Source organism: Tateyamaria pelophila (assembly GCF_019966495.1).
In the GTDB taxonomy this organism is placed as follows: domain Bacteria; phylum Pseudomonadota; class Alphaproteobacteria; order Rhodobacterales; family Rhodobacteraceae; genus Tateyamaria; species Tateyamaria pelophila.
In genome coordinates, this window is record NZ_JAIMIA010000072.1 from 1 (window position 1) to 23,119 (window position 23,119).

The 23,119-nt window shown below is 58.3% G+C and carries 20 protein-coding genes and 7 pseudogenes; 15 read left to right on the forward strand and 12 right to left on the reverse strand.

Going from position 1 to position 23,119, the window contains the following annotated elements; translation table 11 throughout:
• Positions 1-395 precede the first annotated feature (395 nt).
• From LC354_RS18520 to LC354_RS18530, 3 pseudogenes are all read left to right on the forward strand, one after another.
• A pseudogene (locus tag LC354_RS18520) lies at positions 396-1,079 on the forward strand (IS6 family transposase).
• Between the two features lie 60 nt (positions 1,080-1,139).
• Positions 1,140-1,295, forward strand: a pseudogene (locus tag LC354_RS18525) (IS110 family transposase); the annotation flags it as partial.
• A 291-nt stretch (positions 1,296-1,586) separates the two neighbouring features.
• Positions 1,587-2,086: pseudogene (locus LC354_RS18530) on the forward strand (IS630 family transposase); the annotation flags it as partial.
• A gap of 16 nt (positions 2,087-2,102) precedes the next feature.
• Here the strand turns inward: LC354_RS18530 and LC354_RS18535 are convergent.
• Positions 2,103-2,519: pseudogene (locus LC354_RS18535) on the reverse strand (alpha-hydroxy acid oxidase); the annotation flags it as partial.
• A gap of 120 nt (positions 2,520-2,639) precedes the next feature.
• Here LC354_RS18535 and istA point away from each other — a divergent pair.
• On the forward strand, positions 2,640-4,127 hold the full coding sequence (istA, locus tag LC354_RS18540) for an IS21 family transposase (RefSeq protein WP_223426645.1): 1,488 nt from the start codon (positions 2,640-2,642) through the stop codon (positions 4,125-4,127).
• Positions 4,124-4,888, forward strand: a complete 765-nt coding sequence (istB, locus tag LC354_RS18545) for an IS21-like element helper ATPase IstB (protein ID WP_223426647.1) — start codon at positions 4,124-4,126, stop codon at positions 4,886-4,888. Before istA ends, istB begins: the two co-directional genes overlap by 4 nt.
• Positions 4,889-4,930: 42 nt before the next feature.
• Here istB and LC354_RS18550 read toward each other — a convergent pair whose 3' ends face one another.
• A complete protein-coding gene (locus tag LC354_RS18550; protein ID WP_223426650.1) occupies positions 4,931-5,803 on the reverse strand; it encodes a hypothetical protein in 873 nt (290 codons plus the stop codon).
• Positions 5,804-5,807: 4 nt separating this feature from the next.
• Entirely contained in the window at positions 5,808-6,233 is a 426-nt protein-coding gene (locus LC354_RS18555; protein ID WP_223426651.1) for a hypothetical protein, read from the reverse strand.
• 447 nt (positions 6,234-6,680) lie between these two features.
• Between LC354_RS18555 and LC354_RS18560 the strand changes: the two genes are divergently transcribed.
• Positions 6,681-7,778, forward strand: a complete 1,098-nt coding sequence (locus LC354_RS18560; RefSeq protein WP_223426653.1) for a tyrosine-type recombinase/integrase — start codon at positions 6,681-6,683, stop codon at positions 7,776-7,778.
• Between the two features lie 6 nt (positions 7,779-7,784).
• On the opposite strand, the gene LC354_RS18565 is transcribed toward LC354_RS18560, so the two are convergent.
• The 3 genes from LC354_RS18565 to LC354_RS18575 form a co-directional block, all read right to left on the reverse strand.
• Positions 7,785-8,120 (reverse strand): type II toxin-antitoxin system RelE/ParE family toxin, encoded by a 336-nt coding sequence (locus LC354_RS18565; RefSeq protein ID WP_223426655.1) that lies wholly within the window; start codon positions 8,118-8,120, stop codon positions 7,785-7,787.
• Positions 8,117-8,374, reverse strand: a complete 258-nt coding sequence (locus tag LC354_RS18570) for a type II toxin-antitoxin system ParD family antitoxin (protein WP_223426657.1) — start codon at positions 8,372-8,374, stop codon at positions 8,117-8,119. The genes LC354_RS18565 and LC354_RS18570 overlap by 4 nt, the downstream gene beginning before the upstream one ends.
• A 475-nt stretch (positions 8,375-8,849) precedes the next feature.
• The gene (locus LC354_RS18575) at positions 8,850-9,887 is read right to left on the reverse strand and encodes an IS110 family RNA-guided transposase (RefSeq protein ID WP_223426660.1); all 1,038 of its coding nucleotides are present in this window, start codon (positions 9,885-9,887) and stop codon (positions 8,850-8,852) included.
• 76 nt (positions 9,888-9,963) lie between these two features.
• Between LC354_RS18575 and LC354_RS18580 the strand changes: the two are divergent.
• A pseudogene (locus tag LC354_RS18580) lies at positions 9,964-10,833 on the forward strand (recombinase family protein); the annotation flags it as partial.
• Positions 10,834-10,894: 61 nt separating this feature from the next.
• On the opposite strand, the gene LC354_RS18585 reads toward LC354_RS18580, so the two are convergent.
• Positions 10,895-11,290, reverse strand: coding sequence for a PIN domain-containing protein (locus LC354_RS18585; protein WP_223426662.1), 396 nt, complete (start codon positions 11,288-11,290; stop codon positions 10,895-10,897).
• Entirely contained in the window at positions 11,280-11,507 is a 228-nt protein-coding gene (locus LC354_RS18590; protein ID WP_223426673.1) for an AbrB/MazE/SpoVT family DNA-binding domain-containing protein, read from the reverse strand. The genes LC354_RS18585 and LC354_RS18590 overlap by 11 nt, the downstream gene beginning before the upstream one ends.
• Before the next feature lie 236 nt (positions 11,508-11,743).
• On the opposite strand from LC354_RS18590, the gene repA reads away from it, so the two are divergent.
• The 3 genes from repA (at position 11,744) to repC (ending at position 15,341) form a co-directional block, all read left to right on the forward strand.
• Positions 11,744-12,931: a plasmid partitioning protein RepA gene (gene repA / locus LC354_RS18595; RefSeq protein ID WP_223426675.1), complete on the forward strand. Its 1,188-nt coding sequence runs from the start codon at positions 11,744-11,746 to the stop codon at positions 12,929-12,931.
• Positions 12,928-13,944: a plasmid partitioning protein RepB gene (gene repB / locus LC354_RS18600; RefSeq protein WP_223426677.1), complete on the forward strand. Its 1,017-nt coding sequence runs from the start codon at positions 12,928-12,930 to the stop codon at positions 13,942-13,944. Before repA ends, repB begins: the two co-directional genes overlap by 4 nt.
• A gap of 176 nt (positions 13,945-14,120) precedes the next feature.
• Positions 14,121-15,341, forward strand: a complete 1,221-nt coding sequence (repC, locus tag LC354_RS18605; RefSeq protein ID WP_223426678.1) for a plasmid replication protein RepC — start codon at positions 14,121-14,123, stop codon at positions 15,339-15,341.
• Between the two features lie 135 nt (positions 15,342-15,476).
• On the opposite strand, the gene LC354_RS18610 is transcribed toward repC, so the two are convergent.
• A complete protein-coding gene (locus tag LC354_RS18610) occupies positions 15,477-16,679 on the reverse strand; it encodes a Fic family protein (RefSeq protein ID WP_223426684.1) in 1,203 nt (400 codons plus the stop codon).
• 264 nt (positions 16,680-16,943) lie between these two features.
• Here LC354_RS18610 and LC354_RS18615 point away from each other — a divergent pair.
• A pseudogene (locus LC354_RS18615) lies at positions 16,944-17,429 on the forward strand (hypothetical protein).
• Positions 17,430-17,469: 40 nt separating this feature from the next.
• Positions 17,470-18,408, forward strand: coding sequence for an ArdC family protein (locus tag LC354_RS18620; RefSeq protein ID WP_223426691.1), 939 nt, complete (start codon positions 17,470-17,472; stop codon positions 18,406-18,408).
• A gap of 77 nt (positions 18,409-18,485) precedes the next feature.
• On the opposite strand, the gene LC354_RS18625 is transcribed toward LC354_RS18620, so the two are convergent.
• Genes LC354_RS18625 through LC354_RS18635 form a run of 3 tightly spaced genes read right to left on the reverse strand, consistent with a single transcriptional unit; the run spans position 18,486 to position 20,089 of the window.
• Positions 18,486-19,040: a luciferase domain-containing protein gene (locus tag LC354_RS18625; RefSeq protein ID WP_223426693.1), complete on the reverse strand. Its 555-nt coding sequence runs from the start codon at positions 19,038-19,040 to the stop codon at positions 18,486-18,488.
• Between the two features lie 43 nt (positions 19,041-19,083).
• Complete coding sequence (locus LC354_RS18630) at positions 19,084-19,578, reverse strand: nuclear transport factor 2 family protein (protein WP_223426694.1); 495 nt, start codon at positions 19,576-19,578, stop codon at positions 19,084-19,086.
• A gap of 31 nt (positions 19,579-19,609) precedes the next feature.
• The gene (locus LC354_RS18635) at positions 19,610-20,089 is read right to left on the reverse strand and encodes an ester cyclase (RefSeq protein WP_223426696.1); all 480 of its coding nucleotides are present in this window, start codon (positions 20,087-20,089) and stop codon (positions 19,610-19,612) included.
• Between the two features lie 129 nt (positions 20,090-20,218).
• Here LC354_RS18635 and LC354_RS18640 point away from each other — a divergent pair, with 129 nt between their 5' ends.
• The 3 genes and pseudogenes from LC354_RS18640 to LC354_RS18650 form a co-directional block, all read left to right on the forward strand.
• Positions 20,219-21,103, forward strand: a complete 885-nt coding sequence (locus LC354_RS18640) for a LysR family transcriptional regulator (RefSeq protein WP_223426697.1) — start codon at positions 20,219-20,221, stop codon at positions 21,101-21,103.
• Positions 21,104-21,370: 267 nt separating this feature from the next.
• Entirely contained in the window at positions 21,371-22,402 is a 1,032-nt protein-coding gene (locus LC354_RS18645) for an IS110 family RNA-guided transposase (RefSeq protein ID WP_223426703.1), read from the forward strand.
• Positions 22,403-22,829: 427 nt separating this feature from the next.
• Positions 22,830-23,042 (forward strand): annotated as a pseudogene (locus LC354_RS18650) (hypothetical protein); the annotation flags it as partial.
• Positions 23,043-23,119 lie beyond the last annotated feature (77 nt).

Sequence of the window (23,119 nt, forward strand, 5' to 3'; positions counted from 1 at the left end):
AGATTGGCAATATCGTCAAACAGGGTTTCGGGGTCGATGACCCGGCCATTGTTGATCACCAGATCATAGTCTTGCGCCAAGGTCGGCACAGCCCATATGACACTCATCAAGAGCGTCCCGGCCAGTAGATGTCTTTGCTTCTTCATCATATTCTCCAAGGTTTGTGGTGATCTTTACCAAGTGGGCCTTAGTAGTGGGTATTGCCTATGGTGCCGCCTGTCACAAAAAGCCTTGAGATCCTCAGCATCAGGCTTTCTGCCAATTTAAGGATCGGCCGGGTGGACGCCAGCACCATGATTACGATCACAAAGGGGTAGTGTCGCAAAGTTTCTGAATTTTGTTGCGGTGCATTGCGTCGCAGTCTAGCAGCCTCGTTTTCCGAACGCGGCAACAGGATGATAGATTTGATCAGTTTCAAAGGCGCGCAGTACCCAAAATCCGTGATCCTATATGCTGTTTATTTCTATGTCCGCTTTCCCGTTTCCTATCGCGACCTCGAAGAGATCATGGCCGAACGCGGTGTCGACTTAGATCATGTAACGCTCAATCGGTGGGTCGAGAAATACGCGGGCGCTCTTGCAGAAGAAGCCTATCGCCGGAAATCACCAACTGGCCGTTCGTGGCGCATGGATGAGACCTATGTCAAAGTAAAAGGCGAGTGGGCATACCTGTACCGCGCAATCGACAAACAAGGAAACACCCTTGATTTCATGCTCTCCGAGCGACGTGACGAAGCCGCGGCGACCGCGTTTTTCATGAAAGCCATCGGCAACAATGGCTGGCCTGACAAGGTTGTCATAGACAAAAGTAGATCGAATACGGCGGCCTTGTTCAACATGAACTGCCTGCTCGTGATGTGCGGCTGGTATTGGTTGATCACTGTCCGGCGGACGAAGTAACTCAACAGTATCATCGAGCAGGATCACCGCTTCATCAAGAAACTTACTCGGCCGATGCAGACCTTCAAATCGCTGAGTTCAGCGGCGGCAACCCTTGCTGGGATCGAGGTTGCTCACATGATCCGGAAAGGTCAGTTTGACCAGTCTGGCTTCGCGCAGTTTGCGGCCCTCGCTGGATAAGTGTGTCTAGCAGCAGAGCTTTCTTAGGTCGGAGGAAACTTTGCGACACTACCGACCAAATGGTTTCGTGAGCGGGTCGGTACCCTCACGGGGCGCCCGCGCCGGATCGCAATTGTGGCAATGGCGCGGAAACTCCTGATCGCACTCTGGCGCTACGCCGAACACGGGGTGGTGCCGGCCGGTGTCGACATCCGTGCGGAGGCCACCGCAGCATAGTCAAACAAGAATTGCCGCAGACCACTCCGGTCGGCAGCGATGGGAAGTACGACCGTCTTCCTCTTTGGCAGCAAGCGCTGCCGCGTTTCAGGTTGGTCCGTATCTCGTCGGGGTTGCGGCTCGTGCAAGAGGCATTGTGGTACGTGTCCGCGCAAGGGTACGACCGTATGTAAGGTGACGCAGTTGCAACTGCGAGACAGAGACGCCCCGGACCCAGACTATGCTGATCAGGACCTATCTCAAATGGAGAAGCAAATGCGATAAATCGAGTTGACAGTTGAACCCTCATGTAAAGACGAAGCCCGCGTGGGCCAACAAGGGACCCTGACCCGCATTGGGCGCGGCGGGGCTCCCGACCACGTGCGCCTCGCGATACACGTTACAAGTGGAGCTACATCTTCGGTGCTGCCTGCCCCGCACGTGGCACCGCAGCCGGGCTGATCTTGCCTTATGTCAACGCAGAAGCAATGGGATTGCATCTCGAAGAGATCGCCAAGGCAGTCGCGCCGGGGGCCCATGCGCTGCTGATCGTGGACGGGGCTGGTTGGCATGGTGCGAAAGCTCTTGATGTGCCCGACAACATCACGCTGCTGAAACTGCCGCCCTACGCCCCCGGGCTCAATCCAATGGAAAACGTCTGGGCGTACCTGCGCTCAAACAAACTCGCCATCTCGGTGTTCGACAGCTACAGCGACATCCTCAACAAATGCCAGGACGCCTGGAACTTCTTCGCAAATGATCCAAACCGCATAAGCTCAATCACTCACAGGGACTGGATAACGGTCAACTAATCGAGCCGTTGGTATGAGGTTTGCCTGCTGCCAGTTGTGAAAGGGACCAGCGCGGGTGCAGGGCAAAGTCGATGAACTGGCGTGGGCCGATGGTGAAGGGCATCTTGAATCCTTGGCGCAATTCGGGCGGGCGGCGGCCCACTTCGGGGACATCGACTGTCAAAACTAGCGTCTCATAGCCTGCAGCCATGGCGCGTTCGACCAGTTTGAACGACCCTGCGCCGTCGCCGGAAAAGTACAGCTGGAACCACGCGTGGCCCTCGGCCTCCTCTATGATCGCCTCCATCGGGGTCGAGGCCGCGGTTGACACCCCGTGGGGCACCTTGTGACGTGCGGCCAGTCGGGCCAGCATCAGGTCTGCGCCCGGAGCCGAGAGGTTGCACATGCCCATGGGCGCAATCCCAAACGGGCGCCCTGTTTCAGCGCCGAAGAGTGGGAACGGCGGTGCAAAATTAGACCATGGTAGCGCCGCTGTATTGGTGGTGCGGGGGGCGTAAAAGTCGGCCATTTTTTCCCTTCTTGCGGCTGCAGGGAGGGCGAGGAGATATACACCGTGGAACTTTATCTGAAGGTCAGGCTGGCGCGCAGCGAGGGGATGAGTCAGCGGGAGCTGGCGCGCCATTTCAACATATCGCGAGACAGTGTTCGCAAGATGTTGGCGTTCTCGTCGCCGCCAGGATACCGGCGCACGAAAGCGATCAAGCGTCCGAAGCTTGATGGGTTTACGGAGATCATCGACGGCTGGCTTGAAGGGGACAAGAATGTGCCCCGCAAACAGCGCCACACGGCGAAGCGGATCCACGAGCGGCTCAAGGCGGAACACGAGTTCACCGGCGGCTATACGATCATCAAGGACTACGTTCGGCAGCGTGAACGGCGCAGCCGGGAGATGTTCGTGCCGCTGGCGCATCCGCCGGGCCATGCGCAGGCCGATTTTGGCGAAGCGGTTGTTGTGATCGGGGGTGTTGAGCAAAAGGCCCACTTCTTCGTCCTGGATTTGCCGCACAGCGATGCCTACTTCGTGCGGGCCTACCCGGCGGCGACGGCAGAGGCTTGGATGGACGGGCATGTGCATGCCTTTGCCTTCTTTGGCGGGGTGCCTCTGTCGGTGCTGTATGACAACGACCGCTGCCTGGTCTCGAAGATCCAGCCCGATGGCACGCGGGTGCGTGCCACGCTCTTCAGTGGGTTGCTGTCGCACTATCTGTTCCGAGACCGCTACGGACGGCCCGGCAAAGGGAACGACAAGGGGAATGTTGAGGGAATGGTGGGCTACGTGCGCCGCAACCACATGGTGCCGATCCCGCAGTTCCCGGACTGGGAGAGCTTCAACGCCTATCTCGAAGAACAGTGCCGCGCTCGTCAAGGCGACACCTTGCGTGGGCACACGGAGACGATCGGCGCGCGGCTGCAGCAGGATCTGGCCGAGATGCGCCCCCTGCCAGCCGCCCCCTTTGAGGCCTGCGCACAGAGCAGTGGCCGGGTGAGCTCCCAGTCTTTGGTCCGTTACGACACCAACGATTACTCGGTTCCCGTGGCCTATGGCCATCAAGAAGTCTGGGTGCGGGGATATGTCGATCAGGTGGTGATTGGCTGCCGCGGAGATGTGATCGCGCGCCATCCGCGATGCTACGCGCGCGAGGACATGGTGTTCGATCCGATCCACTACCTCCCGCTGATCGAACGCAAGATCAATGCCCTGGATCAGGCCGCGCCCCTCGCGGAATGGGACTTGCCCGAAGAGTTCCGCACGCTGCGCCGCTTGATGGAAGCGCGCATGCTGAAGATCGGCCGACGAGAGTATGTGCAGGTTCTGCGCTTGCTGGAAAGCTTCGGCATGGATGACCTGCACGTCGCCGTAAAGCAGGCTCTGAAGATGGGCGCGGTCGGCTTTGATGCTGTGAAGCATCTGGTTCTGTGTCAGGTCGAGAAGCGGCCACCCCGGCTCGACCTCGACGTGTACCCTTACCTGCCACGGGCACGGGTCGAGACGACCTCAGCGGCCAGCTACATGTCCCTGATGCCGGAGGCTGCGGAATGACCCACGCCCCTGAGATCCTGCTGGAACATCATCTCAAGACGCTGAAGCTTCCGACGTTCCTGCGCGAGTATCAGAAGGTTGCGCGCCAATGTGCTGCCGAGGGGTTGGATCATGTCCAGTTCCTGACACGCCTGGTCGAATTGGAACTCATCGATCGCGAGCGACGGATGGTTGAGCGCCGCATCAAGGCGGCCAGGTTCCCGGCCACAAAAAGCCTCGACAGCTTTGACTTCAAGGCGATCCCCAAACTCAACAAGATGCAGGTGCTGGAACTGGCACGCTGCGACTGGATCGAACGGCGCGAGAACGTGATCGCCCTCGGCCCAAGCGGTACCGGCAAAACCCATGTGGCCCTCGGCCTAGGGCTCGCCGCCTGCCAGAAAGGAATGACCGTCAGCTTCACCACCGCCGCGGCCCTGGTCAACGAACTGATGGAGGCGCGCGACGAGCGCCGCCTGCTTCGGGTGCAGAAACAGATGGCCAACGCCAAGCTCCTGATCATCGACGAATTGGGCTTCGTCCCTCTCTCCAAAACCGGAGCAGAGCTGCTCTTCGAATTGATCTCGCAGCGCTACGAGCGCGGGGCCACGCTGATCACGAGCAACTTGCCCTTCGATGAATGGACGGAAACCTTCGGCACAGAGCGCCTGACCGGCGCGCTCCTCGACCGGCTGACCCACCACGTCAACATCCTCGAGATGAATGGTGAAAGCTATCGCCTGGCCCAAAGCCAAGCGCGAAAAGCCACCAAAACCTCCTGATCGAAAATCCATGACTTGGCCCTCGCGCGCCAAGGCGGCCAGTCAACCGCCAGCTATTTGGAGAGCGCGGTCGACTGGCCGCCAGCACCCTGTGCGCTCGTCACGCCCAACCCCAAAGTGGCCTATTTTTGCACCGCCCTTTGGTCGGATTTTACTCCGCCGTTGACATCCATAAGAAACCTCCCAATTATCCGGGTCGATACCTTCGCAGATCAACAGGTCATAAAGCTGCTCGGGGCTGGTGACATCGGTCGATACGATTTTCCCGGCGATATTACGCAGCAGGTTGGAACGCCAACTCTGCCCCGGAAGGTCCTCAGGATCAGTGGCGAGTGTCGCCATACCGTTTGCGTCAAAATTTTGTGTGAAGGGCACTGCATTCGCCGGAAAGCCCCGTAATACTGTGCGTACCTTCGCAAGCCAATCCACGCGTGCTTGTGCAGAAACAAAATAAATCATCAGTTTGTCGGGACGAAGTGCCATCCAACGTTGAGAAACTGTTTTGAAGGCGGCCACATGCGGGCTGATCAAATGGGGCCCGATGATCAGTTCGAAACGCCTAAGCGCACCGAATGACGGATTCAAATAAACCTTCCAAACCGGTGGCCGGGCAAGGTTCGACACGGTCCAACTGTGCCAGTTTCCCTGTTTTCCATGATCAAACTGAAAGGACAGAGATGCACGCAGCGCGTCAGAAAATATCTGACCTGCAGCGTCAGGTGCGCTTGCGCGCGCAGGCGTCAAGGGTTCTGCTCCAAAGTCATACAACCAGCGAAAGCAATCTTCTGCTTCGGTGAACCGCATCGAAAACGCGGTTTCAATGGCGTGTTTGCCAACGTTGGCCACACCCTTTGCGCGGTGATGATCTCCACCACCAGGGCGGAGATCACAAATGGTTGTACGCTCATCGAGCATTTGATCAGCCTTCCAGCCGATCAATCATCTTCAGCGTATGTTCCAACTCAGTTCGCAGGATTGCGAGATCAATGCTGGTCACGGTTTCGGCGAAGCTGGCCACCGGAGAGATACGCTGGTTTTGCGCGCATGTGGGCATGTCAGCGGTGCACAGCGCGGTACCAACAAATTTGGATCCCACAACCGCACGCCCGATTTCCGTGGCTGTTCGATCAAGCGTCTCAAGCTCGATGTCTTCGACCCGGTTCTTGAAACCATCGATATAGTCGAGCTGCGCTTTATGCTTGATCACCATCACCACAGGCGTGATGGGCGTAAAGTCATCGGGGTCCTGATCCGGTCCCAGCAAACCGACGCTGCCAATACCTCCGCCGGCCTTCGCCGTGACCGTTTTCGTTGCAAGATCGCGTAACCTGAATACTTTTTCCATTGTGCATTTCCCTAAATAATGTTGTCAAAAATATGCGTTTTGGAACGCACCTTATCTTCAGTCTTCGTTGGATTTCCTGCAATGCGGGTATTCCCTACCCCGAAAACGTGCCGCTTTGACTCAGCCACTACCTTTTGAAGTCGCACCTGGATGAGTATGATCGGTGTCTGCAAACAGGTGATGAAATAATGGAAAATACAGCGAGTCGCGCCTGACCGGAAAGCCACATTTTCAGGTGTTTCGGCACGCGCAGAGGTGACCCAGGTCGGCGGCGGGGGTAGTGTGTTGGGAGCATCGGCAAGGTTTGTCGGGCAAATGACATACCGCAACACCAGCTTATCACGGCGGTTATTTTGTCAGTTTGGCACTCTAACCGCCCCGTCTTGTTGATCTCTGGCATGTCCAATAAGGTTGCATTATCGGACACACAAAGATATGCTCAGCGCCATGACAGAAAACAGCGAAAAATCGTGCTCAAAGCCACCAAACGGGTCTTCGCTCAACGAGGACAACGCGAGAGATCGCCCTGACAGTGAGGCGTTGAACCTGCCTTCCTTTGTAGCGGGTTCAGGCGGCCTTGACCGGCTGGTCAACACCGCCCGCGGCTATGCGCGCGCTGCAGCTTCGGACAATACCCTGAAGGCCTACGCGAAGGACTGGGCGCACTTTGCCCGCTGGTGCCGAATGAAGGGCGCGGAGCCGCTGCCCCCGTCGCCCGAAATGATCGGGCTCTACCTTGCGGACCTGGCGTCCGGAGCGGGCCCCTCCCCTGCCCTATCGGTCAGCACCATCGACCGCCGCCTGTCGGGCCTCGCCTGGAACTATGCGCAGCGCGGCTTTGCCCTCGATCGCAAGAACCGCCACATCGCAACAGTGCTGGCGGGGATCAAGCGCAGGCATGCGCGCCCCCCCGTACAGAAGGAGGCGATCATGGCCGAGGACATCCTCGCGATGGTCGCCACCTTGCCCTTCGACCTGCGCGGGCTGCGGGATCGGGCCATCCTGCTCCTCGGCTACACCGGGGGCCTGCGTCGGTCCGAAATCGTCAGCCTCGACGTTCACAAGGACGACACGCCGGACTCTGGCGGTTGGATCGAGATCTTCGACAATGGCGCCCTTCTCACCCTCAATGCCAAGACTGGCTGGCGTGAGGTCGAGATTGGCCGCGGGTCCAAGGATCAAACCTGTCCCGTGCATGCGCTTGAGCAATGGTTGCACTTCGCAAAGATCGACTTCGGTCCAGTCTTCGTCGGCACCTCGCGGGATGGCAAACGCGCATTGGAAACGAGACTGAACGACAAGCATGTCGCCCGGCTGATCAAGCGCACGGTCTTGGACGCGGGCATCCGGTCGAATCTGCCCGAGAAAGACCGCCTGGCGCAGTTCTCCGGCCATTCGCTGCGCGCCGGTCTCGCCAGCTCGGCAGAAGTCGACGAGCGCTATGTCCAGAAGCAGCTTGGTCATGCAAGCGCCGAAATGACCCGCCGTTACCAGCGCCGCCGAGACAGGTTCCGCGTGAACCTGACCAAGGCAGCGGGGTTGTGACGTGGATCAGGAGTCTTCGGGCTTCAAAGCCGAAAGTGAGGCAACATGGCGAGGGAGATCGCTGCGGGAATGGAGGATATCCACGATGATGACCTCGTCCGATTGATCCAGAAAAACCAGGAAATGCTCCCCTGCCCTTATGAACCGCAGGTCTTCGACATCATCAACGAGAACTGCGCAACTCCGGCTATGGGCCTGGCCATTCAGAATACTTTCACAGCAGTTGAGCAATTCCGCCTCGTAGAGCTCTGCTTGGCGCAGCCCGAAATTTTCGATCGTCCATCTGGCGATTTCGGTGAGGCTGGCTTCCGCACGACGGGTCAGCCGGAAGGATCGGCTCATGAACGCGTGCGCGCAGTCGCAAAGGCCCTCCGGATCGCATCTTTGCCGCTGCCCTCCGCAAGATCACCCGCCTTGGCCTGCGTCAGACCTTCTAGGAGAACCTTCCGGATCCCGGCCAGCTGTGCTTCTTCCTGCTCGAGCAGCCTCAGGCCTGCGCGCATGGCTTCACTCACATTCTGGTAGCGCCCGGACGCCACCAGTGCTTGAACCAGATGGTCTTGGGTTTCGGTCAGGACTACGTTGCGTGTCACCATGGGTCAGGTCTCCTTCATTGGCAATATATGCCAATGCTCAGTTTTGGTCAATGGAAGCTGATCGTGGGCAACGAACAGCCATCATACGACCTCTCCTCTCGTCGCTATCAATCGGTCGTTTAGTAGCGGTATATGTAATTGCAAACGGCCCCGTTTTCATGCCCCTGATAGGCTACGCCCGCGTTGTCTAATCGCGGACTATGGGTCAAGCACTTCTTCTCTTGAACGTCGCCATAAGGGCGGCGTTTTTTGTTTTCTAGGCAACTGAACTTCTGTGGCGTGTCCGCCTATCCGGGGTCAGGGTTGTCTTCGCAGTCGGGTATATGCCGCTGCATCATGAGCTCCGAAAACGGCTCCCGCAATGTTTCGAAACGCAGTGCTCCCGGGTGGGGCTGCAGCGAGCGTAACGCGGTGAGCCGGCTCGGCGTCCCGGCGGACGCGCCACTGCCGTCCAGCAGTGGATCTTGGTTATTCGTTACGCAGCAACACCATCTGCCTCAAAAGGCTTGCCGGTGCGCAACATTGCAAAGAGCGTCACGGCGAGTTTTCGTGCCACCGCCACGTTCGCGCGTTTGAAGCCGACCTTTTCCCGCAGGGCTGTGCCCCATCGTTTCAGGGCGCTGTCGGTCTTTGCGCGGGTCAGGATGTGGGCGGCGGTTTCATATAGATAGGACCGCAACAGCTTGTCGCCGTGACGCGAAATCCGGCCCTGCATATTGATCTCACCTGATTGGTATCGTCGCGGAGTCAGGCCGATCCAGGCTGCCGCCGTGCGCCCTGATGGAAAGGACTTGGTGTCTCCGATCGCAGCTACAAAGCCGAGCGCGTTCAAATGGCCGACCCCCGGGACAGTCATCAGCAGCTGACACCGCTCATCTGCCCGAACCTCAGCCCGGATCGAGCTTTCATGTCGGGCGACCTGTTTGCGCGCAGCGCGCCAGGCATCAAGCAGCGGCATTACAACGGGAACAAGACCAGGCTGTTCAGCAAGGTGCTGTTCGACCCGACGCTCAAAAGCGCGCGCACCTCCCGAGCCGGGACCCGCGGCCATGTTGAAGCCAAACAATCGCAGGGCACTGCGGATGGCATTGCCCAGATCGATGACCGTCCGCACCAGCGTCGCACGGGCCCGGAGCAATGCCCGTCTGCGCAGATCGCACCATGGCTTCACACGCACGTCGCGGAACAAACCAGTTCTCAGCAGATGCGCGAGCCCCTCAGCATCATTTACATCGGTTTTGTTGACGGTCACAGAAAGCGCGGCGTGTGCTTGGCGTGCGTCCATGCAAGCGACGTCGAAACCCAGATCGGTCAGGCCATGGAACAACCATGAACTCCAGCTGCCGGTCTCAAGACCAACTTTCTCAAGTTGTTTGGCGTAGGCATGCAGCACTGTGGCAATGTCTCTCGGATTGGTCGGCACTTTTCCGCGCCAGACGCACTTCCCGGAAACATCAACTATATGGACCTGCGTCTCTCTCTTCGACACATCAAGGGCGGCAAACATGGGCATAGGGCTATCTCCTTCAAGGCTTCTATCCCCGCAGCTTGCACCAAACTCTCGATCTGCGCCGCCGCGATTACCTCATGTATCGACAGAGGATCAGACCCCCCTGCCCCAGTCTGAGGCCCTGCAAACTGCGGGATGCGTCGAAATCCATGAAGAACACGCCTCAGGCGGCAATCGTGCGCGGCCGGTGCTTGCCCGCTTGCTGGAGCGCATTAGCAAGGGCGACACGCTGGTTGTCGTTCGGATCGACCGGCTGGCGCGGTCTCTCTCACATCTGCTGGAGGTGATCGAACGGCTGGAGGCCAAGGGGGCGTTCTTTCGTTCCATTCAGGACCCGATCGACACCGGATCTCCGCAAGGCAAGTTCACGCTGCAGGTTCTGGGCGCCGCGGCCGAGTTCGAGCGGGCGCTGATCCGCGAACGTACCAAGGCGGGGCTGGCGAGTGCCCGTACCAAGGGCAGGGTCGGCGGGAACCCCGGACTGCGGGCCAAAGACCCTGCCGCTCTTTGTAAGGTGCGGTTGGCGCGACAAGACGGCTACATGGAGCGTCTGAACGAGACGGCACAAGATTGGGTGCCCCACGTGCGCCGGTTGCGCCCCGACTTGGCCTGGGAAGACGTGGTGCGCATCATCAACGGCCCCTTGCCCGAGGCGCGTCGCTGGACCCAAGGCCGCCTGCTACGCGCTGTGAAGGCGTATGTCCGCGACGGCTTCCTGCCTATCGAGGTGCTGGCTCGCGCCGGGCGCCGCGAAACCGACGACCGCCTGCCCGCGATTGTCGCTGGCATCAGGGGTGCGGACCCTGACATCACGCTCCAGGCGATCTGTGACCGGCTGGAATCAATGCGCGAACGCACCCCGCGCGGACGCGCCAGCTGGCAGCCGTCGTCCGTGAGGATGCTGCTGGAACGCGCGGAGAAGTTGGGCTTGCCGAAGTGCGCGCAATAAACACAACCTTGCAAATCTTCCAACTCATGGAGCGATTGCAAGGTTGCAGCTCATTTTCTGGTCAGGTGAATGGATTGATGACGCGTAACTGATCTTCGACCAGCAATCCGTCGTGCATATCTTCGCTCCACAAAGTCGTGCATCCAGCAATAAGAGCGGCCGACACAATCATCGCGTCATAGACCGAAAGCTGGTATTTTTCTGCCAAAGCTCGGCCCACAAGATGGGTTTGCACAGACAGGTCCTCGACTGGACACAAGGATTGGACCCCTGCGAGAAAAGTGCCGGTCTCCTCCCAACTGAGACCGGCTTTCCTCCGGCAATTGACCATCGCTTCGTTCAGGACCTGCACACTGATCCGCGGCCCCTGCCCCAGGATGTCTTCCGCCCGATCCGCCTTTGGGCCGTCGTCAAGAAGGTAAAGGACGACATTTGTATCCGCGAATTCAGCGCTCATGCGCAGCGTCGCGGCTCAGGCGTGCGTCCTTGGATAGCTTTCCGCGAAACCGCCTTAGCCCTTGCAGGACTTCATCGGCGCGAGGTTGGCGCTGGACGAGCAAAGTACCGTCGTCCTTTTTCAGATCGATTTGGTCACCCTCTTTGAGGCCAAGTTCGCGCACAAGATCGGCAGGCAGCCGGACCGCGAGCGAATTCCCCCATTTTGCAACTTGCATGTTGTCGTTCCTCCACGTGGATATACGATCCTATATGTATATCATCTTGCCGCAATTGCCAAGATCAGCATGCGACGACGACGGCGAACGGGCTTGTGTTTCGACGGTGAGATCACACAAGATGTGGAAAAAACTTGCGCGAATCCGACTCTTACGGCAATAGTCACGGAAACGAGGCAAAAAACGTCAATAACCGTGAACACGCCAAAGATGCGTAGCGCGGATCGAGAGGGCAGATGAACAAGACTTTCGTGCATCAGGACCTGAACGCGGTCATCCGCCAGCATTCCGAGTGGCTGGCCAACCAGTTGCATTCACAACGCGAGAGCCTGTTTCCCCCTGACGCCACAAAGGAAATGCGCAAATTCACCTCCGGCGAGGCGGCAGCGCTTCTTGGTGTGAACGACTCATACCTGCGCAAAATCAACCTTGATGGCAAGGGCCCTTCGCCTGAACTGACGGCCGGCAATCGTCGCCTGTATTCCGCGCAGGACATTCAGGCCCTGCGTGTCCTGCTGGAAAAGACCGCGCGAAAGCCTGGAGACTATATCCCCGGACGGCGTGACGGCGATCACTTGCAAGTCATCGGTGTGATGAACTTCAAGGGTGGCTCGGGCAAAACGACGACTTCGGCACATCTTGCACAACGGCTGGCCTTGCGCGGTTATCGCGTCCTCGGCATTGATCTTGATCCGCAGGCCTCATTCACGGCGTTACATGGCGTACAGCCCGAATTCGATCTGACAGATGGCGGCACGCTCTATGACGCGATCCGTTATGACGACCCAGAGCCGATCCGCGCTGTCATCCGCAAGACCTATATCCCGAACCTCGACCTGATCCCGGGCAATCTGGAACTGATGGAGTTCGAACACGAAACGCCGCGTGCTCTTTCACAAGGCAACGCAGGCCTGTTCTTTTTCCGCGTGAAAGAGGCGTTGGCGCAGGTTGACGGCGATTACGACGTTGTGGTCATCGACTGCCCGCCGCAACTGGGCTTTCTCACCATGTCCGCACTTTCTGCCGCCACCGGCGTGCTGGTCACAATTCATCCGGAAATGCTCGACGTGATGTCGATGTCGCAATTTCTGCGCATGACGGCTGATCTGATGGACGTGATCGCCGAAAGCGGTGCGGACATGTCCCACGACTGGATGCGCTATGCGCTGACACGCTATGAACCTCAGGATGCACCACAAAACCGGATCGTCGCCTTTCTGCGCACCATGTATGGCGATGCGGTGCTCAACTCGCCAATGCTCAAATCCACGGCGATCTCCGATGCAGGTCTGACAAAGCAAACCCTATACGAAGTCGAGCGGAGCGCCTTTACCCGCACGACCTACGATCGCGCCCTTGAAAGCCTGAACGCGCTGAACGACGAAGTCGCTGATCTTATTCAGAAAACGTGGGGGCGGCCATGACGAGTGGCAAGAAAAAACGGATGTCGATGCTCGACAATCTCGCGGCAGCCGGTGGCCCGGCCCCTGCCCCTCAGGCTGGCGCCGTAACCCCTATGATGACGTCCAACCGCGCCCTGCGCTCGGCCCGTGATGCGGTCGATTCACATCATGTCTGGGAACTCGACCCGGCCAGTATCGTCGACGACCGAATGGCCGACCGGCTTGATCCGGCGGATGTGCATGATCTGCGCGCCGCAATCGAGGCGAATGGTCAGACCGTACCAATTCTTGTGCGTCGGCACCCGTCAGAGACGGACCGCTATCTACTCGTCTATGGCCGCCGCCGGCTCGAGGCGATCCGCCAGTCGGATAAGGTCGCCAAGGTGCGCGCACTGGTCGCCAATCTGGATGATGACAGCGCCCTGCGTGCGCAAATCTCCGAAAACATGGCGCGCCGCGATTTGTCCTTCATAGAGAAGGCAATATTTGCGCAGGAGCTCGTATCGTCGGGCTTTGGCAATCAATCACAGGTTGCAGAAATCTTGACCGTGACCAAATCTTCGGTGTCCATGGCCATCGCCATCGCCGACATGGTCGGTACAGACCTCATCCGCGCCATCGGTGCTGCACACGGCATCGGCCGACCCCGGTGGGAGGCCATGGGCCGTGCCATCACGGACAACGGCCTGGATCGGGGTAACCTGATCCGCATTGCTGAAGAAACCCATGACAATGCCGGTGTTGCCATGGTCATTGATGCCGTACCCGCGACCGATGAGCCCTCGGTTCAGGCGTTCGAGGCCGTGTCCAAGGCTGTCTCAAGGTTAGTCAAACCGGCCAAGGCCCCCTCCCCTGTCGCTGCATCCAGTCAGCCGCTCAGGATTGGGGGCAAACGTGGCGGCACGCTCAAACGCACCGCCAAAGGGATCTCGATCGAGTTGGAGAACAGTAAGTTTGCCGACTGGATTGAGTCAGAAGCCAATGATTTGATTGAAGAACTTCACGAACGTTGGAAATGGCGTTCGGAAGACTGAGGAAGAGCAGAAACCAACACAGGAGGCACGAAAAAGCCAAAGAAAAGGTCCCGCAAAGCGACCGCCCTACGAGACCCTGACTTGTTCTTAGCACTCTCAAGTTAGTCTCGGACGCCGTTTTTCGCAAGTCTTAAGTGATTCGCGGACCGTTATTTCTTTGTCTTTGTGAATGAGAAATGGACTACACCCCCGTAACGCCTTTCAGGCGACCCATAAATGCTGCCATCCTGCATCATCAGGCTGCGGCGCAACAGGACCTCCCGCCATCCGGCGTCAACAAATGGGAAGCACTGCGCGAACTCGCCGCTGCTCGTATCGCCTTCGGCTTGTCCGACCGTGATTTGAGCGTGCTTCAGGCATTGGTCAGTTTCCATCAGGCCACGATCGTTGGCGGGAACCATAGTGAAACTGTCGTGCATCCGTCCAACAAGGCAATTTGTGAGCGCCTGAACGGCATGCCCTGCTCGACCATGCGGCGGCATCTGGCGAACCTGGTGCAAACCGGCTTCGTCGTGCGTCGCGACAGTCCCAATGGCAAGCGTTACGCGCGCCGGTATGGCGACGAAAAGATCGCTTTCGGCTTCGATCTGGTCCCCCTCGCGCAACGCTTCGTCGAAGTGTGCGAAGCCGCAGAGGCTGTCCGTGCTGCGGAGGAGCGCTACAAGCGGCTTAGATCCACTGTAAGCCTCATGCGCCGTGATCTAGCGGGTCTCGTCGACTACGGCCGCTCTCTGCGCCCTGACCGCGCCATCTGGGACCAGGCGTCTGACCTCTGCGTCCTGACGGCGCGTGACCTTCGCCGCAAGCTCGACTTTGCAGAGTTGCAGCAGGTCCAAACTGCGTTGTCCGAGGCCCTCAACGCTATCAGGGACCTGCTGCAACCAGTGCAGTCAGAAGATATGAGCATCAATGAAGTCATAAATGAGCAGCACTATCAGAATTCAAATAAAGACTCTTATGATTTTGAACCACGCTTAGAAAAAGCGAAGGGCGAGGGTAGCATCTCCGCTCCGGCGACAGCACAGATAGCAGAGGGTAGGACTGATGAGCTTGTCTCAGTTGACAACAATCTCCCTAGGATCCCCCTCGGTCTCGTTTTGGCAGCTTGCTCTGAATACCGAACTTATGCTGAACGACCTGTGCGCCACTGGCATGATCTGGTGAGGGTTGCCGATGTAATAAGACCTATGATGGGCGTCTCTCCTTCAGCGTGGGATGAGGCCAAACAGTACATGGGCCCGGAAGAGGCATCGGTGGTCATCTTGGCAATGTTGGAACGCTTCGGCGACATCCGGTCACCTGGTGGGTATTTGCGGTCGCTGTCTGCAAAGGCTGCGCTCGGTGAATTCTCCTGTGGTCCCATGGTTATGGCCCTTATGAGAAAGGACGCTGCGTGAAAAGTTCACAGCTGTGAACTGCGTCTTGTTTCGTCGCGCAGAAGACATGTTCACAGCTGTGAACTCATTGCTTAGGGAATCCGTCCACTTTCTCCCTGGGCGCGCTTTCCTGCGCAGAGCGCGGACTAACGAAAATCACACAGTCAGGTCACCATCTCCAAACAGATTTGGGAAGAGCCGCTCTCGATAATTCAACGGAAACGCCAACCGAACGGGCGTCTTCGGCGAGGCAGAAGTCAGATATCCGGCGGCCGTCAGTTTACTCAGCGTGTTGCGCGCCGTCCGTTCGGATGTCTTGAGCACAAACTGCGCATCGCCTCGTTCCAGTGCCCCATGCCGAAGTACCGCCGAGATTAGTTCCGGCGCTCGCTTGTCATCGATGGTATCTGCAACAAGACGACGATACCGTTGGTCCAGTCCGCCGAGATCGAACAATCTTGCTGAGAAGGTGATCTGGTCGAGCGTCACCTTTAGGAACCATTCACTGAACGTCTTCAGTGCCGCTTCTGACAGATTCCCCCGTCCGTCGCGGTCTCCGCGGCGAGGACTGTCAGCCAGATCCATCATCCGTTTGTACTCGCCCCGATCGGTTAGCCCGCGGGCCAGCCCACGTGATACGGACCAGAGCCCTTGGCCGCCAATCCCCGCTGTGAGAGCCATGGCATGAGACATCAATCTGCTGACACGACCGTTGCCATCCGGGAAGGGGTGGATGTAGTTCAGCCGGTGATGTGCAGACGCGATCGCGATGATCCGTCCGCTCGAAGACCGCGCCGCAATTTGAAACCGTTTGTCAAAGTGATCTATGAATGCCGCAACCCGCGACGATGAAGGAGGTAGGTGACGCCCGACCGCAACTTCCCGATCGTCATCCTGACGCATGCGTCCTGGAACGATGGGCTCTTGTGAGCCGTCGGGATGTTCGATGACCCGAAACTCATCAGGCATCTCGTCGTAGAAGCTCTTATGGACCCAAGTCAGGAATTCGACGGATGTGGGGCGGGGCAGGGTGCCTATGCGATGCATCTCATCGATGGCCCGTTGAACGATGACGTGCGCCCGGGCCTCAAGGGCGAGAGGGCGGGTTTCTTCCTCAAGCTCGGCACCAGCCAGCGCCCTTTCGATGTCGAGGGGGCGCGTGTTGTGTCCTTCGATCAGGTTGGAGTAGTAGCAGTTCATCACACGGACGAGATCGGCAAGTTCGGCTGCGCTGTCAGGATGCAACCCTTGTCCCAGCCCGGTGGCTTCCCTCTGGATGTCGACCGAAAGGTCTGCCAGTTCTGTAGGAATATGCTCCTCGAAGAAGCAGGGTTCGATCCTGGCGGGTGTTTCCAGCATTTTGCCGATCTTCCATGTTTGCAAAGTAATTGAAAAATAAACACATTTCGTACTTTCAAGCAAGGTTTTGCCGATATGCGTTGCCGATCTAGAATTGCTGCATAAAATCAATGGCTTCGGCAGATGTGCCGGGCTTTTCGGTTTTGTTGTGTGCCCAAAGGGGCCGGAAAAAGAGAAAGTGTTCTTCGGGTTTTGTGACTGACGGATGAGGGCCTTTGGGGGCCCTCGGATGGGTCCGGGCCGGGTTCCGGTCTGCCGTTCCTGATGAAGGGCATTCCCATGCAAACAGGTGTCTTGCGCGTGTTACGCACGACCGCTGCCTCGTGGTGGCGACAGAAGGAACTGCGCCGAACTGGCCAGACGTTGCTGGCGCAGCGGTTCGAACGCCAGACCGTGCTGCGTGATCTCGGCTATCTCAGGCAGGCGGCGACACTGCCGAATGCCCATGTGATCTGCGGAGAGGGCGGCACGTTCAACCATCTCGGTTGGACCACCGTCTCGACCCTCGCGCCGATCGAGCGCTTTCCCTTGGCCGCCCTCGCGGTCGCACGAGGAACCCCGTTCATCGATATTCGACCCGTCACCGATGTGATCGCCTTCGCGAACCTGCCGCGCGTGGCATGAGACGGATCGGTCGACCCTGACTTTTCGGGGCCCGGCAGGTCCGTCTCGCTGACCACCTACATCGACATGGTCGAACAGCTCGGCGCGAGGATCCTCAACGATCCGCGCTCTAGTCGGTCCACCTGATCACCATTCCCTCTCACCAACACTCGAAAGGACGCCAGCCATGGCCCGATCCCGCACGCCCAAATTTGATGCCTCCGAAGTCATCACAAACGAAATCATCCGCATCATCGAGCGCGGCGTCCTGCCATGGCGCAAGCCCTGGACGGCTGGTGGCAGCTCTCGTCCCTTACGTGTGGGTGGTGAGCCCTACCTTGGGGTGAACAACTTCCTGCTGACCATGCGAACGGTGTTGGCAGGTCACAGCTCGCCCTTCTGGATGACGCTGCCGCAAGCCAATGCGTTGGAGGCAAAGGTCCGCAAGGGCGAAAAGTCCTCTGTCGTCGTTTATTACGGTCAAAGCCGGAAAGACGCGGGCGGCGAGGACGACCGCAGCGACGGCGATGATCGCTCCGAAGAGGCCCGGATCTTCCGCTTCCAGAAATCCTATCGCGTATTCAACGCCTGCCAGATCGAAGGTCTGCCCGACAGCTTCTTCCCCGACTCGGTGCCAGCGCGCGAACATCCTCCGTCCGAGCCCATCCCGCATATGCAGACATTCTTTGATGCGATCGACATCACCACGGTATTCGCGGGCGGCGAGGCCTACTATCTGCCGCCCGTCGATAAAGTTTTCATGCCTTCTATCGAGAGGTTCCAAGACCCGCGACATTTCTATGGGGTCTGGGCGCATGAGCTGGCACATGCCACTAAAGCCCCCCATCGACTGAACCGTGATTTCGGGCTCTCGAAGTTCGGCAACACCTCTTACGCGCGCGAGGAAATTGTGGCCGAGCTGACCTCCTGCTTTTTGGGACAAGAACTCGGGTTCACGGCGCATACGCTCGAGATGAACGCGGCATATCTCTACAACTGGCTGCGCGTTCTGCGCTCCGACAAGACTGCGATCTTCAAACATGCGGCAGACGCGCAGCGCGCTTGCGACTACCTGATTGCCCGATCGGAGGCGGGCAGGGCAGGGGAGGGCGCTCAGGCCGCTTGAGGGATTCATTGCTGTGTAGAAGAAAATGGCAGCTTAAAGTCCAATTGGACCTGTGCTGCACTTTGCACCAATGGCTGCTATCGCGACGTTTCGGGCAACGCCTCGCCAGTAATGTAGGTGTATGATCCACGCAGCAATTGAAGCACCACGTCCAATTCCGCTTCGGTGATTGGGGTATAGATCATCACGAACCCCTCCCAACCCGCGCGCTGATTGGCCCAAGGATGAGCGACGGCCCAACCGGCCTCCACCGCGGCACGGGCTGTGTCTGGGTGCAGCGAGGCATGCAAGCTGCCATCAGGGTGAAGATGCGCAAACTCGCGCCCGCCAACGATGGCCTGCGGTTGTGCGATCGACACGTCGCTCGTCAGTTGAAACCCGACGGCACCGGGGAGCGATACACGGGTCGCCCCAAGAACGACTCCGGGAAAGTCGGCGACCTGACGCAGCATTTCTTCCGACAGTTCCGGGACCGGCTGAATGCCAATCTGGACATGCGGCACGCCACTCGTCGTCTCTGGCCGCGCACCATCGCGCATTGGAAAAGTAACATCCTGCGCGGAGGCGGGTGCCGCAGCGGCGAACAGCGATACTGCGGCCGAGACAAAAATCAGGTTTCGAAATCTGGGCATCTCTCTCTCCTTAACATCTGGGCCGCTGCGTTGATCCGCGTGCCTAGGTTGCATGAAAGGCTTGGCTCACGGCGTAGGTGTCCTCGAACCAGTTCCACAGCACGACCTGGCCGTTGCGCACCTTGGCGCGCAGGGCAAAGGTGAACTCGTCGGTTTCCGCGCCAGAGGCCGTCAGCCGCAATTTCATCCGACCAAACACTGCCACCGTGTCACCAGAGGCGAAAGCGTCCTGGTTTTCCCAGTGGGTCACCTGAACATTCTGCGAGAACGTGCCGAGGAAGCCGAAGATCGTCTCCTTGCCTTCCCACGTGCCGACCCATGGCAGGTCAGGGTCGCCTTCGTTCTGCCAGACCATGTCGTCCGCCATCAGCGCACCCATGCTGTCCATGTCGCCACCACCCATAGCCCCCATGAAGGCCATGACAGTGTCAAAAGAGGCTTGGGTTCCATCGTCGGTGGTCTGCGCGGCTGCTGGCGCTGGAAGGGCAATCCCGGTCGCGGCGGCTGCGGATGCGGCAAGAAGCTGTCGTCTGTGCATGTTGATACTCCTTTTTGGGGGGGGGGACAGATCACCGGCCGGAAAGCTGCTGCAACGCGCTTGCCCAATCTTCCACATGGTAGGTCCGAACGATGACGCCATCGTCCAACTCGTGGATGTCGATGGTCAGGATGTCGAAGCTACGTCCCTCACCATCGACGCCGAAAAACGGGCCAGTCGGCGTTCCCGTTGCGCGGCTGCGCACGGTGACGAAATCACCATCCTGATGCATCGCCTGCACGGACCAGTCGAGATCAGGAATGAGTTGGCTGAAGAACCCCATCTGGCCGACGAAACCGTCGCGCCCCTCGTTCTCGCCGGAATAGTCGCCAACGCTTTCCCAGCTCTCGGACGTCGCGCCAAGGAATGCCGCGACATGCGTTTCCGAACCAGGGTTGCTAAGCAGATCATAGAAGGTCTGCACGGTCGCCATGTCGTCTGCGGCTGCACTGGTTGCGATGGCTGTCAGGCCAAGCGCGGTCGCTGCCAGAGTTGTTCTGAATGCGTTCATGGATGTATCTCCTGGTCGGTCAATGACGGTGCCGCGCGGGGTTGCGGGCCTCCTCCCGTCAAGATGGACAAATCCAGATACCAGCATAAGATAGGATAGATAAGTTTAACTATTCGGATTACTTGCATAATGATCGACCGACTGCGGCAGATGGCAATCTTCGCAAAGGCGATTGACCATGGATCATTCCGTGGTGCTGCACGGGAACTACGGCTGTCGCCCTCGGTGGTCAGTCACCATATCTCGCAGCTTGAAGAAAGCCTTGGCGTCGCGCTGATCTATCGCTCGACCCGCAAGCTGACGCTGACGCGCGAGGGCCACAGGCTTCTGGCTGCAGCGCAAAAGATGCTGGAGGCCGTCGAAGGCGAGTTGGCTGATCTGTCGGTGTCTGCAACTGCGCCAAGCGGTGAGCTTCGCATGACAATTCCATCCGTCCTGTCACAATCGCATTTCACAGAGCAAATCGCCACCTTTTCTAAAACGCACCCTCGGATCAAGTTGTTTCTGGACTTCTCAGACACACGGCGTGCCCTCATTGATGACGGCTTCGATATTGCGATCCGAATGGGGCCGAAGGCGAAAAATACTGCGACCTCTCGTAAACTGTTTTCGGTCAATCGCAAGTTGGTCGGGTCAGCTGAATACCTCTCATCGCGACCGGTTCCCGATGATCCCAAGGACCTTGTCGATTGGGACTGGCTGGCATTGACACCTGCGCAGAACGTGCCCTTGGAATTCCGTAAAACTGGCGTCAATCAAGCAACTATCAAACCGGAAGCGCACATCTTTGCAAACGATGCCCAGGCGCTCTATCGTTTGGCCCGTGCGGGCGCGGGACTTGCAATCGTTCCTGATTTTCTGGCCAGCGATGATGTTGAAGCAGGGTCAATGCAATTTGTTCTGCCGGATTGGAAATTACGCGCGATTGATGTCTTTGCAGCTTGGCCAGCCAACGCTCCAAAGCATGGCCTGATTCATCTGGCATTGGATGCCTTGAGTGAGAACAGACCCTGAAGCTGCCAATGACCCAGTCGTAGCGAAAGCACTGTTTTCCCGCAGAGCGGACTATTGGAACTGTTTGGTTCGGGCAGGTTTGGACCGGGTTCCTCCGCCCGGCGGAAAAGAAAAAGATGCCGTAATGGGGCTTTCGGCGAATCGAGCACGTTTCGCTTGTTTGTCAGCATGATTTGAAGTGCCGTTGCCCTTGATGCGCCTGCAGCGCGTCTACGAGGTCGTATGTTTCCATGCGCCTCAATTCCTAAAGAATAGAAGGGCAACGACATGAATGTATTTATCGGATTGGATGTATCTCTGGCAAGCACGGCGATTTGTGTGCTGGGGCCGCAAGGGAAGGTTGTTGAGGAGTTGGAGGCAGCCAGCGAGCCTGAGGCGCTGGTGCGTGCGATGACGTCATTACCTTACGCGGTCGACGCGATTGGGCTCGAAGCCGGACCACTATCCCAATGGCTTAGCAAGGGTATCGAAGAGGCTGGCTTTGACGTGGTTTTGATGGAAACGCGGTTGGTGAAGGCCGCCTTGAAAGCCATGCCGATCAAAACTGACCGGCGCGATGCTCAGGGGATTGCGCGGTTGCTTCAAATGGGATGGTACAGGCCCGTACACCGCAAATCCGTGTCCTCTCAGGAAATCCGCGCTCTGTTGACGGCGAGAAAATCAGTTCAACAGGTGATCATCAACCTCGAGCTTTCTATGCGTGGTGTTCTGCGGAACTTCGGTCTGAAACTGGGACACGTCACCCGGATCAGGTACGAGGCCCGGGTGAGGGAACTGGTTGAGCAAAATGAAATCCTGTCGGCGTCGACAGAGGCGCTTTTACGCGCGCGTGCGCAGTTGCGCGCCGAGTTGGCTGAATTGGATGCGACAATCGCGGATCTGGCAAAACAAGACGACGTTTGCCGTCTGATGATGACGATGCCGGGCGTCGGTCGGATCGTTGCCCTGACGGTCAAATCCGCGATCGACGATCCATCCCGGTTTGTGCGATCGAAGGATGTTGGTCCGTGGGTGGGGCTGACGCCGAGGCGCACTCAATCCGGAGAGATGGACATTGTCGGGCAAATTACGCGAGCCGGCGACCGGGCCCTTCGAACGGCCTTGTATCAAGCGGCGATGATCTTGATGCACCGTGGGTCACCAAACTGGCTCCAGGCCTGGGCGCTCAGAGTGGCCCATCGGCGTGGATCGAAACGGGCCTTGATTGCACTTGCGCGGCGCATTGGCGTTGTTTTGCACCGCATGTGGCGAGACGGCACACCATTCCGCTATGCGCAGAGCTTCCCGGCCACGGTCTGAGCAAAACAATTCCAGAACTTGATCGGACGGAGGAACGCACTGCACCTGACGACAGGTACGACGAGGTCCCTTGCCGGGACGAGGTTCCTGGAGATGCCGGAAGCCCGCAAGTTATCGGCTAACGCTGAATACGCGTAAAAGATAGGTACCCAGGGACCAGATTTGGACCAGGCATAGAGTGGCAGCCATGAGGCTGACTACGGACGGAAGAGCGAAGCCCGTGCAGGGGGTGTCCTTCAGTCCTGACGTGCGGGTGCAGTGAAAAAGAAAAAGTAAGCTTCTGAATTTGTGCCTTAAAACTCGGTGAAGAATGAGATCTTCGCCGGGATTTTTGACTTGCCCGAAACCCTTGACAGAGGCCCGCCCCATTACGGAAGCGGGCTTTTTGTCCTTTGGAACTCAGACCCTGATCCAAAGGAAAATCACCATGACCAAGCCCAAACCGGCAAACCCGGCTCTCTCGATCTCCGACACTGACCTCGCCTCTGCCCTCGCGCAGATCGGCGCGGAGGTCGACCTCCAACCCCTGCTTAGCTCAGCGCTTGCGCGCATCATGCGCGAGACGTTTCATGGCAGCGATGCCGGGGGTGCCTGGGACTGGCGCATGGCCTATGACATGATGCAGACTGCGGCCATCCAGTGTTGATTTTCGCTGAGAAGTGACCCGGTATTTTCACCGAGATTTGACCCACCCTTGATTATGTCTCAGCGGTCATG